Below are 16,555 nucleotides of genomic sequence, written 5' to 3'. Positions count from 1 at the left end.
GTCCATGATGCACGCCCCCGTGGTGCGGGATGGTGGGATCGAGGACCGCGTCGCCGTCGAGGAGCCGCTGGAGATCCGGGTGCGCGGCCGCGCGCTGGCGGTGACGATGCGGACGCCCGGCCACGACGAGGAGCTGGCCGTCGGGTTCCTGCACGGCGAGGGGTTGCTGAGCGGTCCCGTCCTGGGCGCCGGGCCGACCGAGGACTTCGCCAACAACATCGTCGAGGTCGACGCCGAGCTGACCGGCGCGGCGCGCGAGCGGCGGTTCTACACGACGTCGTCGTGCGGGGTCTGCGGCAAGGGCGCGCTGGAGGAGGTCGCGGTCCACGCGGAGCCGTTGACCCCCGGCACGCCGCGCGTGGCGCGCGCGCTGCTGGCGTCGCTCCCGGACCGCCTGCGCCAGCCGGGCTTCAAGGTGACCGGCGGGCTGCACGCGACCGGGCTGTTCGACCCGCAGGGCGAGCTGCTCTGCGTGCGCGAGGACGTCGGGCGCCACAACGCGATGGACAAGGTGATCGGCCGCGCGCTGCTCGACGGCGCGCTGCCGCTCGGCGACCGGATCCTCTGCGTCTCCGGCCGCCTGTCGTTCGAGCTGGTCCAGAAGGCCGCGGTCGCGGGCTGCCCGGTCCTGGTCGGCGTCGGCGCGCCGTCGTCGCTCGCGGTCGACCTCGCGGCCGACCGCGGCATGACGCTCGCCGGCTTCGCGCGCGGCGGCCGCGTGAACATCTACGCGGACACCGGGCGCCTCACCGACTAGTGCGGGTCATCCATCCGGGCTTCTTTGGGGAGCAGGAAGGACAACAACAACGCCAGCGCGAACAGCCCCGCCGAGATCAACACGGTGGTCTTCAGCGCGGCCGGCGCGAGGTGGCCGTGGTCGGTCAGCGAGAAGAAGATCGTCGCCAGCACCGCGACGCCGATCGAGTTGCCCAGCTGCTGCACCGCGTTCAGCGTGCCCGACGCCGAGCCGACCTCGCGGTCGTCGACGCCCGCCAGGATCACGTTGAACAGCGGCCCGAAGACGAACCCGAGGCCGAGGCCGAACGGGATCAGCGCCGGGACCATCGTCCACGTCGTCGTGTCGGTCCCGTGGTGGCCGACGATCAGCGCCAGGCCGACCAGCGACAGCGTGATCACGACGATCCCGGTCTGCAGGACGCCGCGCCCGAACCTCGCCATCAGCGGGAACGACGCGCCGGCCGCGACCGCCGAGGCGGCCGTCGTCGGGATGAACGCCAGACCCGCCTGGGACGGCGTGAACTGCAGCGCCGACTGGAAGAAGACCGACAACACCAACAACAGCCCGGCGAACCCGGCGAAGAACGCGATCCCGACCGCGAGGCCGGACGTGAACGCGCGGTTCCGGAGGAGCGACGGCTCGATCAGCGGCGTGCCGTGGCCGCGGCGCTCGACGGCCATGAACGCGCCGAGCAGGACGAAGCCGGCGGCGATCATGACGAAGGTCCACACGGGCCAGCCCAGCTCGCGGCCCTGGACCAGCGGGTAGATCAGGCAGAACGACGCGGCGGCGATCAGGCCGACGCCGAGCGGGTCGAGCCTGAGCCGCTCCGGCGAGCGCGACTCGGGGAAGAAGCGCAGCGCGCCGATCAGCCCGATCACGCCGAGCGGCAGGTTGACGAGGAAGATCATCCGCCAGCCGGTCCCGAGCAGGTCGGCGCTGACGAGCCAGCCGGCGAGGACCGGGCCGCCGACCGCGGCGAGGCCCATCACGGGGCCGAACGCGGCGAACGCGCCGCCCATCTCGGCGGGCGGGAAGACGGTCTTGATCATGCCGAGGCCCTGCGGGATCAGCAGCGCGCCGAAGGCGCCCTGGAGGACGCGCGTGGCGATCAGGACGTCCGGGTCGGGGGCGAGCGCGCAGGCCGCGGAGGCGAGCGTGAAGCCCGCGATGCCGATCGCGAAGATCCGCTTGCGGCCGAAGAGGTCGCCGAGCCGGCCGCCGATGATCATGAACACGCCGAACGCGAGCGTGTAGCCGGCGGCCCACCACTGCATCGTGGCGGTCGAGCCGCCGAGCTCGTGCCGGACGGTCGGCGCGGCGATCGTGATGACGGTGCTGTCGAGCAGGTCCATGATCTCGGCGACGAGCACGATCGCGAGCACGATCCAGCGCAGGTTGTAGGCGGCCGCTTGGGGAGGCGCGGCCGCCGCGGGAGCGGAGGAGGTCAAGAGGGGTCCTTGGGTTGGGGAGAGGTCACGAACGAACGCCGTTCGCTACGAACACCGTACGTAACGAACGACGTTCGTGTCAAGTAGACTCCCGCGCCAGATGTCCGAAGCCCGTCCCCGCAGCCGCCGCGACCGGCCCGCCAAGGCCGCGCTCAGCCGCGAGGCGATCGTCGCCGCCGGGCTGGAGATCCTGCGCAGCGAGGGCTTCGAGGCGCTGTCGATGCGGCGCGTCGCGCAGGCGCTCGACACCGGGCCGGCGTCGTTGTACGTCTACGTCGAGAACCGCGACGCGCTGCACGCGCTGCTGTTCGACGCCGCGATCGGGACCGTGGAGGTCGAGCCGACCGACCCGAGGCGCTGGCGCGAGCAGCTCCACGGGCTGATCACGCGGCTGACGTCGATGATGTCCGAGGAGTTCCCGGGCATCGCGATCATGGGCATGGCGACGATCCCGACCGGCGAGAACGCGCTGCGCGTGAGCGAGTCGATGATGTCGCTGCTGCGGGCCGGCGGCGCCGAGGACCAGGCGATCGCCTACGCCGCCGACCTGATCAGCATGTACGCGACCGCGATCGCCTACGAGCAGGCGCTCTACCAGCAGCTCTACGCCGACCCGGGCCACGAGGAGTCCGAGCTGGCCCGCGTCATGGAGCGCTTCACCTCGATCCCCGCCGACCGCTACCCGACGATGGCCTCCGTCGCACCGCTCATGACCCGCGGCGACGGCCACGAGCGCTTCTCCCTCGGCCTCGACATCATCATCAACGGCCTGCTCTCCACCCCGGCCTCCGACCGCCTCTCGGCCCAGGGCTGGGGCCTCGACGACGCACCGAACCGCGGCCGCCGCAACGCCGGCGGCAGGGACCCCGCCTAGCCCTGGGGCGGCCGCGGGCGGCGCGCCGCCACGGCCTCCAGCCCGCCCTCGGCCTCGATCAACGCCAGCAGCGCCCTGCGCAGCGCCGGCACCGCGCGCGGGCCGGCCGCGGCGGCCAGCTCGTCCTCCAGCTTCTCGGAGGTCCGCAGCGCGCTGCGCCGGACCGCGGCGCCGCGGTCGGTCAGCTCCAGCCGCACGCGGCGGCGGTCCTCCTCGTCCGGGACGCGGGTCAGGAAGCCGGCGCGGATCATGTCGTCGGCGAGCTTGGAGGCCGACTGCTTGGTGACCTCCAGCAGCTCCGCCAGCCGGTTGACCGTCGGGCGCTCGGCGTGCACGGCCCGGATCACGAAGCCGTACGACGGGCGCATGCCGTCGATCCTGCGCGACTCCAGCTCGCGCTGCAGGCGGTCGGTGACCGCCGTGTAGGCGCCCGCCACGAGGATGACGAGATCGGGCTCTTGCGGATCCATAGTTCGTCAGTCTACACTGACCGTCAGTTGGAACTGACGATCTTCGAGGAGCACCAGATGGCGAACCACATCACCGCGGCCGACGCGCCGCGCTTCGGGCAGGACGGCTTCGACATGACCGGCCTCGCCGCGCCCAGCCGCGGCTGCAGCACGCTGAGCACGTGGAGGATCAGGGCCCAGCCGGGCGCCGCGTCGCCCGTGCACCGGCTGACGAGTGACGAGGCGTTCGTCGTCGTGCGCGGCGAGCTGACCGCGACGCTCGACGGCCAGGACGTCGTGGTCCGGGCGGGCGACAGCCTCTCGGTCCCGCCCGGCGTCGACTTCCGGATCGCCAACCGCAGCGCCGAGCCGTTCGAGGCGATCGCCTCGATGGCCGCCGGCGGCCAGGCGACCGTCGGCGACGGCGCGCCCTTCACGCCGCCCTGGGCCGCGTAAGCGCAGGCGCCCGCGGTCGTTCTCCAGGTGTGAGCGACCGCGACGCCTTCGGCAACACCATCAACAACCCTGGCGAAGCCATGACGGCCGCGCTGCCGCGACCCGCCGCGCCTGCGCCGCGCGTCCAGGGCAGCTGGGACCTGTGGGACAAGGCGGCGGGGTTGTTCATGGTGTTGCTGTTCGTCGTCCCGTTGGGGATCGGCGGGTGGTTCGCGTACACGTCGCTGCACGACGCGAGGTCGCATGCGATCGACGTCCCGGCGCTGATGCACACCGTCACGCCCGCCACGCCCAGGGCGACGACCGCCGCGCCGCCGAGGCCGGCCGGCCTCGGCCTCCTGCGCCCCGCCGAGGTGCGGCGCGCGCTGGCCCAGCACCACGGCGGCGTCTCGGTCCTGCGGATCGACCCGCTCGGCGCCGACTTCGTCAGCGCCCCGGGCACCGGGACGATCGCGAAGTCGACGGTCGACGCCCACGCCCCGCAGCGCCTGATCACCGCCGCCGCGCACCGCCTGCACGTCTCGCGCAAGACCATCGACTACGTCGTCCTGCTCAAGATCCTCGGCAGGCCGACGTGGTCGGCCTACTTCAAGAGCGGCGCCGTGTTCCAGGCCGATGCGCACGGGCGCATCACGCGGCGGATCCAATAACACCAACTACAGCGCTGCGACCAGCGCCTCCAGCTCGGCCACCACGTCGCCGTCGAGCTTGACCGCGGCGCGCGCGTCCCACGGCGTCGGCCCCGCGGTGATCACCGCGACCGCCCCGCCGGTCTGGCGCGTCACCGACGGCAGCTGCGCGATCGGGTGCACCTCCAGCGACGAGCCGATGCACAGCAGCACGTCGGCGCCCGCGGCCAGCCCGTAGGCCTCCTCCAGCGCACCCGTCGGCAGCCACTCGCCGAACAGCACGACGTCGGGCTTCAACGGCTCGCCGCAGTCGCACTCCGGGACCGAGATCGCGGAGTGCTCCAGCCGCTCGCGCACCTCGGCGATCGGGTACGCCGTCCCGCACGTCAGGCACGACGACGTGTCGATCGACCCGTGCACCTCGATCAGCCGCGACGACCCCGCGCGCTTGTGCAGGCGGTCGATGTTCTGCGTGATGATCGCGTCGAGCTTGCCGCGCGCCTCCAGCTCGACCAGCGCGCGGTGCGCGCCGTTGGGCTCCTTGCCCTCCAGCGTCTGGAAGCGGTTGCCGTAGAAGTGCCAGAACCGCTCCGGATCCGCGCGCCACGCGTCGATGTGCGCGACCTCCATCGGGTTCACGTTCTCCCACAGCCCGGTGCCGGGCGAGCGGAAGTCCGGGATCCCGGACGGCACCGAGATCCCGGCACCGGTGAGCGCGACGACCGACTCGGCCTCCCGGATCAGGGCGGCGAGCCGCTCGACGCGCTCGTGGTCGACGGCGGCGGACGACGAAGCGCTCACCGCTCCAGGGTAGCTACGAGCCCAGGCCGTCGGTCACGCAGCCGAGCTTGCCGAAGCCGGCCTTGTTGGTGGCGTACTCCCAGTACAGGACGTAGTCGCCGATGCGGTTGTACTGCGCGACCTGCGCGCCGGCGTCGAGCGTGGTGACCTTGTCGGCCGGCTTCCTGACCGTCGAGCCCTTCTGCGGGACGTTGCCCCACAGCGTGATGCCCTTCGAGCAGACGTGCCCGGGCGCGGCGTCGGAGCCGCCGTCGCCGCCGCGATGCTTGAACGCAGGCGCAGCCGTGATCGACTTGTGCAGCGTGGTCCCGTCGGCGAGCTTGACGGTCAGCTTGGTCGTGCCGGTCGCCGACGGCGCGCCGTTCTCGGACGCGCTGCAGGCCGGGCGGCCGATCGGCGCCGGGTCCCAGCAGATGGACTTGGCCTTGCCCGTGCCGGCGCCCGCGGCGCGGACGTCGAGGATCTGGCCGACGTGGATGCCCTTGCCGCCGAAGATGGAGTGGACCTTGACGGTGGGCGCGGCGGCGGCGTTGCCCGCCAGCGCGGCGGAGGCGACGGCCGCGGCCGCCAGGGAGAGGAGGGACTTCTTGGGGAGAAGGGTCATGCCGCTACAACGCCGCCGCGCCACCGAGGTGACGCGGCGACGTCCGCGCGGCTACTTGCCCTGCCAGTTGGGCGTGCGCTTGCCCAGGAACGCGCTGATGCCTTCCTTGGCATCCGCGCTGGCGAAGACGCGGCCGAACGCGGCCTTCTCGTTCTCGATGCCCTCGTCGAGGTCGCCCGCGGCGCTGACGCCCTTGACCTCGGCCAGCGCCAGCGGCGCCGCCTCCGACAGCTTGCGCGCCCACAGCAGCGCGGTGTCGAGCAGCTCGTGGTCGACGACCGCGCGGTTGACCAGGCCGAACTCGTAGGCCTCGTCGGCGCCGAGCGGGTCGCCGATCGTGTTCATCTCCAGCGCCTTGTTCTCGCCGACCAGGCGCGGGAGGCGCTGCGTGCCGCCGAAGCCGGGGATGATCCCGAGCTTGATCTCCGGCTGGCCGAAGACCGCCGACTGCGCGGCGATCCGGACGTCGCACGCCATCGCCAGCTCGCAGCCGCCGCCGAACGCGAGGCCGTTGACAGCCGCGATCGTCGCGACGCCCTTGGTCTCCAGCTCGCGGAAGAGCGTGTGCGCGTCGCCGATCAGCTTCGCGCCGGACGTCTCGTCGAGCTGCGTGAACGCCTTGATGTCGGCACCCGCGGAGAACAACATGGGGTTGCTCGACGCGATCACCAGCGCCCGGACGCCGTCGGCCTGGACCTTGTCCCAGACCTTGCGGAGGTCCTCGATGACCTGCGGCGCGATCGAGTTCATCATGCCGTTGGCCAGCCACGCGATCGCGACGTTGCCGCGCGACTCGAGCTTGACGACGGCGGCCTCGCCGGCCGGCTGCTCGGCGTCCGGCTGCGGGTAGGCGTAGAAGCCCTGACCGCTCTTGGTCCCCAAGCGGCCCTGGGCGACGAGGCGGCGCAGGATCGTCGGCGGCTCGAAACGGTCGCCCCACTTCTCCTGCGCCTTCTCCAGGCGCTCCAGGATCGTGTCGAGGCCCTCGACGTCGGCCTTCATGAACGGCGGCAGCAGCCCGCGGCGCGGGTCCAGGCCGGCGCCGGCCATCATCCCGAAGTCGATGTCGCGGTGGGTGGCGACGCCCTCCTCCAGGACCAGCGCGGCCTCCACGAACGTCTTGAGCACCAACTTCTCGACGAGCTCGTCGATGTTGGGGTCGTTGTCGCCCGTGAGGTTCGCGTTGCCCTCGGTGTCGTAGAAGCCGTTGCCGCCGGTCTTGGCGCCCAGCTTGCCCTCGGCCACGAGCTTCTGCATGCCCTCGGGCGCGTAGAAGCGGTCGCCGTAGGACTCGTGGAGGTGCTCGGCGACGTGCAGGACGGTGTCCAGGCCGAGCAGGTTGATGAGGAAGTACGGGCCCATCGGGACGACGTTGGCCGCGCCGACGCCCTCGTCGATCTTCTTGATCGACAGCTGCTGCTCCTCCTGGTCGCGCCAGATCTCGGCGATGCCGGAGTTGAGGATGCGGTTGACGACGAAGCCCGGGACCTCGGCGCAGGTGATCGGCTGCTTCTTGATCGCCTGGGCGAACGTCACGCACGCGTTGATCGTCTCGGCGGCGGTGTCCTCGCCCTCGATGATCTCGATCAACGGCATGATCGACGCCGGGTAGAAGTAGTGGAACCCGACGACCTTCTCCGGGCGCAGCGTCGCCTCGCCGATCTCGGTGATCGACAGCGACGAGGTGTTGGACGCGAGGACCGCGTGGCCGGGCGTGACGGCGTCGAGCTCGGCGAAGACCGCCTGCTTGATGTCCATGCGCTCGGGGACGGCCTCGATGACGAAGTCGACGTCGCCGAAGGACGAGTAGTCGGTGGCGCCCTCGATCAGGCCGACGATGCGGTCGACCTCGGCGGCGGCCTGCTCCTCGGTGAGCTTGCCCTTCTTGACCAGGCGGGCGATCTGGCCCGCCGTGACGTTGCGCGCCTCGGTGAGGCCCGCGTCGACGAACTCCTGCTTGACGTCCTTGAGCACCACGGGGATGCCGGCGGCGGCGATCGTCTGCGCGATCTGCCCACCCATCGTCCCGGCGCCGACGACGGCGGCCTTGAACACGAACATTGGTCTCGGGAACCCTTCTGGTTGGCGGCGTTTCGGACCTGCGAAGGGCCGAAGACTAGCCACATCGGGCTATCGACACGGTGTCAAGCACCTGGTCGGGCGTGGACTCCTGTGAGGGCGGTCACAGGCATGTCCAGAACTGTCACAAACGTGTCACAATGTCCCTGTCGGTGAGTGAAGGCGCAAGCCGCCCGGCAGACCCCTCTCCCCCCACTCCCCCGGAGGCACCCCCAATGACCCGCCGCATCATCGCCGCGGTCGGCCGTGCCCTGAGCACCCGGCCCGCCGCCATCCACAACGACCCGCACTTCCACCAGGGCGCGCAGGGCAACGTCGCCGCCTGCTTCGCGACCGGCTGCGACCGCCCGCACATGCACGTCCGCTAGCAACAACCCCAACTTGCCGCTACCACGCGGCGAGCAGTACGACGCTCCTCCTCCTCTCGGCCGTCGTCGCTCCTCGGAGCGGCGGCGGCCGGCGTCGTTCTCCGGCCGGTTCAGTCGTCGATGTCGAGCACGTCGCCGGGCGCAGCCCGCCGCGCCGCCGGCAGCGCCGCGCACACCGCATCGACGAGCGCGTCGCTCCCGGCCACCGCGATGTCCTCGCTGTAGATCGGGATGCCCACGAACCACGACCGGTCCTCGGGCCAGATCAGCGACGGCGGGTTGGGCGGGTAATCGCGGAACGCGGTGATGGACTCCAGCGGCCCGCGCCACACGTAGTAGGCGCGATACGGCAGGTCGAGGCGCCGGACGTCCGGTGCCTCCATGCACTCGGCGGCCATCGCCTCGCGGGCCTGCGCGAGCGCGCGCTCGCGCTCCTCCTGCGTCGGCTCTCCGTCGCCGGACCACAGGACCCCGGCGCCCATGCCGGGCGCCGTGCGCGGGTCCGTGCCGTGCGGATACCACCAGGACCAGCCCTCCCAGATCGCGCAGTGGACCTGCTGGTGACCCGTGACGGGCGCGAGGACGCCGACGAGCGCCTCGAGGGTCGGGACGTGGCCCGGATCCTCCGGCGTGTCGTCGTCCGGGCGCGGCACCGGGACGATCGCGTGCGCCGGATGGCCGCGCGGCACGGCGCCGGCGACGGTCGGGCCGAACGGCCCGAGCAGGCCGGCGATCCAGCCTCCCGCCTCCGGGCCGTCCTCCCAGGCGAGCGACGTCACGCGGGCCACCACACGGCGGTGCGCGCCGACGCGTCGCGCAGCGGCGCGGTGTCGACGGCGACCGTCGTCTCCTCGATCCCCTCGGCGAGCCAGCGGAACGTGAAGGTCAGCGGGCCCTCCGGCGGGATCGGCCACAGCCACATCCGCGTCTCGTAGGTCCCGCCGCCGCCACCGCCGCCGCGCATGCCCAGGAGGATGTCCGGCGACGGCGGGCCGTCCAGGGACGCGGCCCGGCCGTCGGCGAAGGCGACACCGAAGCGCGGCTCGTCGTCGCTCTGCGGCCGCTCCGAGAAGAACGCGTCCCGACCAGGCTCCAGCGCCGCGCCCTCGCGGCGGACCAGCGCGACGCCGAACGTCAGGCCGGTCGAGAACGCGTAGGCGCCGGCGATGTGGACCGCGACCGCGTCGGTGTGCGCGAGCGTGACGCCGAGCGACAGGGCGACCGGCCGCTCGCCGAGCGGCGGTCCCTGCTCCGGGCTCATACGAGCGACTCCGGCGCGAACTCGAGCTCCTGCTGGAAGCGCCTGAGCGTGCGCCTGAGCGAGTCCTTGAGCGGGCGGCGGGCGAAGAAGTCGATGACCTGGCGGGTCGGCGGGTCCATCTTCAGCTTGTAGGACAACGTCAGGACGATGCGGCAGCCGTCGTCGGTCGGGTGGAACTCGATGGTCTGGGTGCCGGTGAGCTTCTCGTCCTCGATCGCCAGCGTCTGGCCGGTGCGGGCCTCGTGGGAGACGACGCGCTCGTCGACGCGGCCGCGGCCGTCGACCTTGGCGTCCCACAGCACGCGCCCGGAGTGGGGCCAGTCGCCCTCGACCTTCTCGACGTGCGCCAGCCCGTCCACGAACGTCGGCCAGCGCGACGTGTCGTACCACAGCTCCTCGGCGACGCTCGCGAGCGCGCTGACGGTGACCTCGGCCTTGACGCGTCCCATGGCGGGCGAACCTACACGCCGAGCGAGGACTTGATGTCGCCCAGCGCCGCGACCATGGCGTCGAGCCGCGGCCCGACGCCCGCCGCCAGCCGGTCGCGCTCGGCCGCGCCCGCCTCGGTCAGGCGGTAGAAGCGGCGCGAGCGGCGCTCCGGGTGCTCCCACTCGCCGGCGACGAAGCCGTCGGCCTCCAGCCTGCGCAGCAGCGGGTACATCGTGTTCGGGTTGACGCCGATCAGCCCGCGCGACAGCGTCTCGACCTTCTCCATCAACGCCCCGCCGTAGGACGGGCCGTCGCCGAGGAAGTGCAGGACCAGCAGCGGCAGGACGCCCGCCCGGCGCAGCTCGCCGGCCAGCGGATCCGCCGAGCCGGCGCCCGCGGCCGACGCGCCGCCCCGGAGCGGGACGGCCTCCGCGACGGCCTGCTCGGTGCGGCGGCTGGACATGCCTCCAGCTTGCCACGCCGAGCAGCCGTTCAGTCATGCGCCTACTTCGTGCAGGCCGCGATCTTCGCCGCGTCCGCGCCCGCCGACGTGATGCACGTCGCGACGTTGCTCGCGCTCGACGACGCGGCGGACGCCTGGGACGACACCGCGGCCTCGGTCTTCTCGGCGCCGTCGAGCGTCGCCTTCGCCTGCTGGACCGGATCGGCCAGGCCGGACCCGTCGAGCGCCGCGCGCATGAACTTGTCGTTGTTGGTGTAGACCGCGATGCCCGCGTCGCCGTTGCCCGGCGCCAGGCCGACGTTGATGTGCGTCACGCCGTCCAGGCCAGCGACGTGCTGCTTGGCCGCGGTCTGCACGGCGACCTGCTCGACCGCCCTGGGGTCGACCTTGTCGATGGGGAACACGTTGTCCTTCAACTTGCCCGGGCCGACGAGGTTGACCGGCAGCTCCTGGACCTTGCCGTCCTCCTGGACGCGGAACGACCGGCCCTTGTCCTCCGAGCCCGCCGCCGCGTCGACCACGAGGTAGCCGGGGTAGACGTCGAGCGACAGCAGCTGGGCGTCGTTGCCGACCTTGGCGCGGACCTTGTCCAGCCCGGCCTGCAGGCGCGCCGCGTGGAACATCGACTTGCTGTCTGCGCCCTTGCGGTTGACCGAGTCCTCCGCGTGCTTGGCCGTGACGACGCCCTTGGCGCCGAAGTAGATGCCGGCCAGGGCGCCGACGACGCCGAGCAGCGTGAGGACCCGGAACGGGCCACCGAAGATGATCATGTACTTGCTCCTGGGGAGAGGGGGTTGAGGTGGGTCCCCCTCACGACATCCCAGAGCGCTCACGCTTACGGAGAACGACGAAGGGCTGCCCTTTCGGGCAGCCCTCGCGTCGGACACAGGCGGGGCGCCGCACGCCGCGGCGCCCGCCAAACCATGTTGGTGCTCTAGGCCGTGGCGGCCGTGGGCTCCTCGATGCGGCGCGGCAGCAGCGTCTCGCGCGCGATGACGAGGCGCTGGATCTGCGACGTGCCTTCGTACAGCTGCATGATCTTGGCGTCGCGCATCAGCTTCTCGACCGGGTACTCCTTGATGAAGCCGTAGCCGCCGTAGACCTGCACGGCGTCGGTGGCGACCTCCATCGCGGAGTCGGCGGCGAAGCGCTTGGCGTGCGACGACTCGAGCGTGTTGCGCATGCCGTTGTCGAGCAGCGTCGCGGAGTTCCACGTCGCGAGGCGCGACATGTGGACCTTGGTCGCCATGTCGGCGATCATGAACTGGATCGCCTGGTGCATCGCGATCGGCACGCCGAACTGCACGCGCTCCTTGGAGTACTCGACGGCGAACTCCATCGCGGCGCGCGCGATGCCGGTCGCCATCGCGGCGACGCCCGGGCGGGTGCGGTCCAGGGTCATCATCGCGACCTTGAAGCCCTTGTTCTCCTCGCCGAGGATGTGGTCGGCGGGGATCTCGGTCTCGTTGAACGTCACGGTCGCCGTGTTCGACGCCCGCTGGCCCATCTTGTCTTCCTTCTTGTCGATGACGACGGTCTCGTCACGCGGCACGACGAAGGCGGAGATGCCGCGGTGCCCGGCGTCCGGGTCGGTCTTGGCGTAGACCGTGTACCAGTCGGCGTAGGTGCCGTTGGTGATGAAGCACTTCTGGCCGGTCAGGACGTACTTGTCGCCCTTCCTGACGGCGCGGGTGCGCATCGAGGACACGTCGGAGCCGGCGCCCGGCTCGGTCAGGCAGAACGACGCGTACTTGAGCTCCTCGGCGAGCATGCCCAGGTACTTCTTCTTGATCTCCTCGGAACCGGCGAGGATCACCGGTGCGGAGGCGAGGCCGTTGGCGCCCAGCGACGTCGTGATGCCGGAGCAGCCCCAGGAGAGCTCCTCCTCGATCAGACAACCGTCGAGGTAGGACAGGCCCGGCCCGCCGTACTCCTCCGGGATGTGGGTGTTCATCAGCCCGACCTCGTGGGCCTTGGCGAAGACGTCGGCCGGCCAGGTGCCGTCCTTGTCGTACTCCCACGCGACAGGACGGATCTCCTTCTCCGCGAAGTCGTGGGCCAGCTCGCGCAGGGCCTTCTGCTCGTCGGTCAGCGTGAAGTCGACCATCGGGTGTTTCTCCTTGAAGACAGGTGAGCGGGGACTCGTTGAGGACACCCCCGCCGCGGCTCGATTGACTGGTCAGTCAATCACTGCGACGAAGGGTACCGGAGTCCCCACCTCCGTCAAGCGGACCTGGACCGACGTCACAATGCGAACGCGATGCAGAACGCCTTCCCGATCGTGCTGATCGCGGTCCTCGCCGGGGCCGTGATCGCCGCCGCGTGGGCGGGCTACGCGTCGCGCAACCCCTACGGGCGGATCGGGCGCGGCGGGCTGTCGCTCAACGAGGACCGCGAGGACGGGCGCTCCGTCGCGTCGGGGCGCGGACCGAGCGCGGGCGCGCTGGCCGCCGAGCGCGAGGCCGAGATCCGCCAGATGCTCGAGGCCCGCAACGCCCGCCGCGCGCGGCGCGGGCAGGAGCCGATCGACGTCGAGGCCGAGCTGCGATCGCTGCTGACCGCCCGTCCGATCGTCCACGACCCCGCGCTGGTCGCCGAGGTCCGCGAGCTGGTCGTCGCCCGCAACGCGCGCCGCGCGCGCAGGGGTCAGGAGCCGCTGGACGTGGACGAGGAGGTCGCCCGGCAGCTCCGCGACCTGTCCTGAACACGTACGTGAAGTTGCCGGAGATCGGCCAGTTCCGATACAACCCGCCTCATGGCCATGCGGCGCTTCGAGCTCGACGACCTCGTCAACCGACCCGGGACGTACTTCAACCCCCAGACCGAGGTGCTGGTCGTCGTCGACGACTCGCCCGATCTCGACAACGAGATCTTCGACCTCGAAGAGGTCGAGGGCGCCGACTGGGTGCTGATCTCCGACGACGCGCCGGTCGACGAGCGCCAGCGCGACGACCTCATCGAGCGCTTCCAGGCGCGCCACTCGGCGCTGGCCACGGGCGACCTCGACGAGCCCGCCGACGCGGACCCGGACGACCTCGACGGCTTCGAGGTCCAGGACCCCGACGAGGACGAGCTGTAGCCCGAGCTACCTGGTGGACGAGCTGGTGTCGCTCGTCCCGGTGGTGCCGGCGGTGTAGGACGAGGTGACGTCGCTGGCGTTGCTGCCGGTCGACGACGTGCCGGTCGTGGAAGCGGTGCCGGTGGAGGCGGAGGCGTCGGTCGACGTCGTGCCGGTCGTCCCGGTCGACGCCGTGGTCGAGTCGGTCCCGCCGGTGGTGGTCGTCGACGCGGCCTTGTGGCCGACTTCGACCACCTTGTGGTCCGCGCCCCTGCCGCCGTAGACGTGGAACTGACGGCCGTCGCGCCAGATCAGGTCGAACGCCTGGCCGGAGCGCGTGTTGCCCGAGAGGTTGACGCACTGGTCGTCGCGCGTGCCGCCCTTGATGCGGGCGTAGTCGTGCCCGTCGACCTTGGAGAGCGTCTCGCCCTTCCTCAGGTCCCTCTTGGCGTCGGCGAACAGCGTCGCGAAGTCCTTGCCGTCGCTGGTCTTCGACGTGCTGGTCGAAGACGTGGTCGAGGCGGCCCTGGCGGTGGTGGATGCGGCGTTGGCGGCGCTGACGCTGTCCATTGTCCCTGTCGTCGGCCGGAACCGACCGGTTCTTGAGCGGCTCCTACGAACCGGCGAACAGGAACGTCAGCCCGAGGACGACGTAGACCGCCAGCAGCTGCAGGCCCTCGAACCACGTCGACTCGCCCTCGTTGGTCACGTGGTTGGCGATCAGGACCGCCATCACGAGCCCGCCGAGCTCGAAGCCGTTGAAGACCAGCGGCATCGGATACGGGCCGAGGAAGAACGAGCACAGCACCAGGACCGGCGCCGCGAACAGCGCGATTTGGGCCGACGAGCCGATCGCGATGTTGACCGCGAGGTCCATCTTGTCCTTGCGCGCGACCAGGACCGCGACCCAGTGCTCGGCCGCGTTGCCGACGATCGCGACGACGATCACGCCGATGAAGAACTCGCTCAGGCCGACGCCCTTCGCGGCCTCCGAGATCGAGCCGACGAGGATCTCCGACATCACGCCGACCGCCACGCCCGCGATCGCGAGCATCGAGATCGACCTGCGGATCGTCCACGGCTCGCCCTCGTCCTCCGCGTCCGGGTCGGGCTGGGCGGTCTCGTCGTGCGGCGGGTTGAAGAGGTCGCGGTGGGTCTTCAGCGAGAACAGCAGCCCGGCGCAGTAGGTGGCGATCAGGACGAGCGCGACGGCCAGCGAGAGGTGCTCGACCTTGGCGTCGTAGTGCACGCGCTCGTCGCCGGGCAGCGGCAGGCCCTGGCCCTGGACCAGCTCGAAGATCGCCGGCATGACCAGCGCGACCGCCGCCAGCAGCAGCATCGCCGACTGCGAGCTGGCCGCCGTGCGGTCGAACCTCTGCCGGTCGCGCCCGAGGCCGCCGATGAACATCGACGCGCCGAGCACGAGCAGGATGTTGCCCAGCATCGAGCCGATCAGCGACGCCTTGACGACCTCGTGCAACCCCTTGTTGAGGGCGAACAGCGCGATGATGATCTCGGGCGCGTTGCCGAACGTGACGTTCAGCAGGCCGCCGATGCCGGGACCGCTGCGATGCGCCAGCTCCTCGGTCGCGCGACCCATCAGCGCCGCCGTCGGGATCACCCCGCCGGCCGACACGAAGAAGATCGCGATCGCCGACGCGCCGATCGCATCCAACACGATCGCCAGCGGGATCAGCGGGACGAGGAGGTACGGCCAGCCCTCGCCGCTGGTCAGGAAGGAGCGCCATTGCATGCGCTCCGGAGCCTAGAGCGTCGAGCTACTTGATGTACTTGGCGCAGGCCTGGACCTTCGCCAGGTCCTCGCCCGCCGCCTGGATGCAGGACGCGTAGTCGCTCTGGGTGCTGCTGCTCGTGCTCGGCGCCGGGGTGGTCGTGGTGTCCGGCGTCGTGGTCGTCTGCGGCGTGGTCGTCGAGGACGAACCGAGCAGGCCGAGCTGGGACAGCACGGTGCGCAGCTGGCTGATCGGCTTGGCGCCCGCGGGCTTCCTGATCGTCTGCGGCTGGTTGAGCTGGGCGAGCGTGACGTCGAAGACGACGTGGCCCTGGTTCAGCTGGACGTTGACCGCGACCTTGCGCAGCGTGTGGTCCTTGGCGCCGGTCCAGACGTCGACCTTGGCCGACTTGATCGCCTTGGTGATCGACGCGCGCTGCGCGGCGGTCAGCTGGGTCGGGACGTTGGTCCCGGTCGCCGAGGAGGCCGAGGAGGTCACCGACTTCGCCTTGCCCAGCAGCTTGGAGACGTCGTCGAGCAGCACCGGGACGTTGACGCCGGCGCTGACGTGCTCGGTGTCGGTGCCCGCGATGTCCTCGGAGCCGACCGTCCTGGCGCCGGTCAGCCAGCGCAGCGGGTCGATCCCGAGCGCGGCCAGCGTCGGCTGCGACCTGGCGGAGGACTTCCTGTCGGCGTCCCTCTTGGCGTTCAGGTAGCCGTTGGCGAACGCCCTGTAGATGTCGGAGCCGAGCGTGAACGCCTGGCCCTCGATCGTCAGGTAGCCGCCGCCCTGGGCGAAGACCGCGCCGACCGTGACCGGGTTGGTGCCGCCGTCGAAGTCGACGCCGAGCGCGAAGTCCGGCAGCGTCTTGCCGCCGTTGGACTGGAACGGCCCGTTGATGTGCAGCCTCAGCGGCGTGTTGCCGAGCGCCTGGACCTGCGGCAGGTTGACGTCGAGGTCGGCGTCGAGCCGGCCCGAGCGGATCGGATGGTCGGCGCCGAAGGTGTCCTTCAGCAGCGCGGCGGCGGAGTTGCCGCCGCTGCCGGAGTCGTCGGACGACGATCCGCAGGCGGCAAGGCCGACGGCGAGCGCGAGCGCGGCGAGCAGGGCGGTGAGCTGGGCGAGGCGTTGCGGCACGAGAAGCGTCGGACCGTAGCATCG

Annotated in this window: 21 protein-coding genes; 7 read left to right on the top strand and 14 right to left on the bottom strand. The window is 71.3% G+C overall.

Annotation, left to right across the window (positions count from 1 at the left end; all coding sequences use genetic code 11):
* Positions 1 to 7: 7 nt before the first annotated feature.
* Positions 8 to 757 carry a formate dehydrogenase accessory sulfurtransferase FdhD gene (gene fdhD / locus H030_RS0108685; protein ID WP_027005832.1) on the top strand — a complete coding sequence of 250 codons (750 nt, stop codon included), beginning with the start codon at positions 8 to 10 and terminating at the stop codon, positions 755 to 757.
* Here fdhD and H030_RS0108680 read toward each other — a convergent pair.
* Positions 754 to 2,190 (bottom strand): MFS transporter, encoded by a 1,437-nt coding sequence (locus H030_RS0108680; protein WP_027005831.1) that lies wholly within the window; start codon positions 2,188 to 2,190, stop codon positions 754 to 756. The two genes, fdhD and H030_RS0108680, sit on opposite strands and share 4 nt — an antisense overlap.
* A gap of 100 nt (positions 2,191 to 2,290) precedes the next feature.
* Between H030_RS0108680 and H030_RS30495 the strand changes: the two genes are divergently transcribed.
* Positions 2,291 to 3,064 (top strand): TetR/AcrR family transcriptional regulator, encoded by a 774-nt coding sequence (locus H030_RS30495; RefSeq protein ID WP_051222090.1) that lies wholly within the window; start codon positions 2,291 to 2,293, stop codon positions 3,062 to 3,064.
* On the opposite strand, the gene H030_RS36715 is transcribed toward H030_RS30495, so the two are convergent.
* Positions 3,061 to 3,534 (bottom strand): MarR family winged helix-turn-helix transcriptional regulator, encoded by a 474-nt coding sequence (locus H030_RS36715; protein WP_051222088.1) that lies wholly within the window; start codon positions 3,532 to 3,534, stop codon positions 3,061 to 3,063. The two genes, H030_RS30495 and H030_RS36715, sit on opposite strands and share 4 nt — an antisense overlap.
* Positions 3,535 to 3,561: 27 nt before the next feature.
* On the opposite strand from H030_RS36715, the gene H030_RS0108665 reads away from it, so the two are divergent.
* Together H030_RS0108665 and H030_RS0108660 are read left to right on the top strand one after the other, a co-directional pair.
* Complete coding sequence (locus H030_RS0108665) at positions 3,562 to 3,969, top strand: cupin domain-containing protein (protein ID WP_051222086.1); 408 nt, start codon at positions 3,562 to 3,564, stop codon at positions 3,967 to 3,969.
* Positions 3,970 to 3,998: 29 nt separating this feature from the next.
* Positions 3,999 to 4,619, top strand: coding sequence for a hypothetical protein (locus tag H030_RS0108660; RefSeq protein WP_027005829.1), 621 nt, complete (start codon positions 3,999 to 4,001; stop codon positions 4,617 to 4,619).
* A gap of 6 nt (positions 4,620 to 4,625) precedes the next feature.
* On the opposite strand, the gene H030_RS0108655 is transcribed toward H030_RS0108660, so the two are convergent.
* From H030_RS0108655 to H030_RS0108645, 3 genes are read right to left on the bottom strand one after another with little or no spacing between them, the layout of a single operon-like run.
* Positions 4,626 to 5,399, bottom strand: a complete 774-nt coding sequence (locus H030_RS0108655; RefSeq protein ID WP_027005828.1) for an SIR2 family NAD-dependent protein deacylase — start codon at positions 5,397 to 5,399, stop codon at positions 4,626 to 4,628.
* 13 nt (positions 5,400 to 5,412) lie between these two features.
* On the bottom strand, positions 5,413 to 6,003 hold the full coding sequence (locus H030_RS0108650; protein WP_027005827.1) for a hypothetical protein: 591 nt from the start codon (positions 6,001 to 6,003) through the stop codon (positions 5,413 to 5,415).
* Between the two features lie 51 nt (positions 6,004 to 6,054).
* A complete protein-coding gene (locus H030_RS0108645; RefSeq protein ID WP_027005826.1) occupies positions 6,055 to 8,064 on the bottom strand; it encodes a 3-hydroxyacyl-CoA dehydrogenase/enoyl-CoA hydratase family protein in 2,010 nt (669 codons plus the stop codon).
* Positions 8,065 to 8,297: 233 nt separating this feature from the next.
* On the opposite strand from H030_RS0108645, the gene H030_RS38960 reads away from it, so the two are divergent.
* Positions 8,298 to 8,450 (top strand): hypothetical protein, encoded by a 153-nt coding sequence (locus H030_RS38960; RefSeq protein WP_155891928.1) that lies wholly within the window; start codon positions 8,298 to 8,300, stop codon positions 8,448 to 8,450.
* A gap of 110 nt (positions 8,451 to 8,560) precedes the next feature.
* Here H030_RS38960 and H030_RS0108635 read toward each other — a convergent pair whose 3' ends face one another.
* The 6 genes from H030_RS0108635 to H030_RS0108610 form a co-directional block, all read right to left on the bottom strand.
* The gene (locus H030_RS0108635; RefSeq protein ID WP_155891927.1) at positions 8,561 to 9,229 is read right to left on the bottom strand and encodes a hypothetical protein; all 669 of its coding nucleotides are present in this window, start codon (positions 9,227 to 9,229) and stop codon (positions 8,561 to 8,563) included.
* Positions 9,226 to 9,711: a hypothetical protein gene (locus H030_RS36710; protein WP_027005824.1), complete on the bottom strand. Its 486-nt coding sequence runs from the start codon at positions 9,709 to 9,711 to the stop codon at positions 9,226 to 9,228. Before H030_RS36710 ends, H030_RS0108635 begins: the two co-directional genes overlap by 4 nt.
* Positions 9,708 to 10,160 (bottom strand): SRPBCC family protein, encoded by a 453-nt coding sequence (locus H030_RS0108625; RefSeq protein ID WP_027005823.1) that lies wholly within the window; start codon positions 10,158 to 10,160, stop codon positions 9,708 to 9,710. Before H030_RS0108625 ends, H030_RS36710 begins: the two co-directional genes overlap by 4 nt.
* Before the next feature lie 11 nt (positions 10,161 to 10,171).
* Positions 10,172 to 10,603 carry a PadR family transcriptional regulator gene (locus tag H030_RS30480; protein ID WP_051222084.1) on the bottom strand — a complete coding sequence of 144 codons (432 nt, stop codon included), beginning with the start codon at positions 10,601 to 10,603 and terminating at the stop codon, positions 10,172 to 10,174.
* Between the two features lie 41 nt (positions 10,604 to 10,644).
* On the bottom strand, positions 10,645 to 11,373 hold the full coding sequence (locus H030_RS0108615; RefSeq protein ID WP_027005822.1) for a hypothetical protein: 729 nt from the start codon (positions 11,371 to 11,373) through the stop codon (positions 10,645 to 10,647).
* A 164-nt stretch (positions 11,374 to 11,537) separates the two neighbouring features.
* A complete protein-coding gene (locus H030_RS0108610; protein WP_027005821.1) occupies positions 11,538 to 12,710 on the bottom strand; it encodes an acyl-CoA dehydrogenase family protein in 1,173 nt (390 codons plus the stop codon).
* Between the two features lie 153 nt (positions 12,711 to 12,863).
* Between H030_RS0108610 and H030_RS0108605 the strand changes: the two genes are divergently transcribed.
* Positions 12,864 to 13,307 (top strand): hypothetical protein, encoded by a 444-nt coding sequence (locus H030_RS0108605; RefSeq protein WP_027005820.1) that lies wholly within the window; start codon positions 12,864 to 12,866, stop codon positions 13,305 to 13,307.
* A 51-nt stretch (positions 13,308 to 13,358) separates the two neighbouring features.
* Positions 13,359 to 13,682: a hypothetical protein gene (locus H030_RS0108600; RefSeq protein ID WP_027005819.1), complete on the top strand. Its 324-nt coding sequence runs from the start codon at positions 13,359 to 13,361 to the stop codon at positions 13,680 to 13,682.
* A gap of 6 nt (positions 13,683 to 13,688) precedes the next feature.
* On the opposite strand, the gene H030_RS0108595 is transcribed toward H030_RS0108600, so the two are convergent.
* From H030_RS0108595 to H030_RS0108585, 3 genes are read right to left on the bottom strand one after another with little or no spacing between them, the layout of a single operon-like run.
* Positions 13,689 to 14,231, bottom strand: coding sequence for a hypothetical protein (locus H030_RS0108595; protein ID WP_027005818.1), 543 nt, complete (start codon positions 14,229 to 14,231; stop codon positions 13,689 to 13,691).
* 43 nt (positions 14,232 to 14,274) lie between these two features.
* A complete protein-coding gene (cax, locus tag H030_RS0108590; RefSeq protein WP_027005817.1) occupies positions 14,275 to 15,414 on the bottom strand; it encodes a calcium/proton exchanger in 1,140 nt (379 codons plus the stop codon).
* A 25-nt stretch (positions 15,415 to 15,439) separates the two neighbouring features.
* Positions 15,440 to 16,531: a hypothetical protein gene (locus H030_RS0108585; RefSeq protein WP_027005816.1), complete on the bottom strand. Its 1,092-nt coding sequence runs from the start codon at positions 16,529 to 16,531 to the stop codon at positions 15,440 to 15,442.
* Positions 16,532 to 16,555: the final 24 nt, after the last annotated feature.

Origin of the sequence: Conexibacter woesei Iso977N, assembly GCF_000424625.1 — a bacterium.
Taxonomy (GTDB): domain Bacteria; phylum Actinomycetota; class Thermoleophilia; order Solirubrobacterales; family Solirubrobacteraceae; genus Baekduia; species Baekduia woesei_A.
The sequence above is the reverse complement of the archived record's forward strand: the minus strand, read 5'-3'. Positions and strand labels throughout refer to the sequence as shown.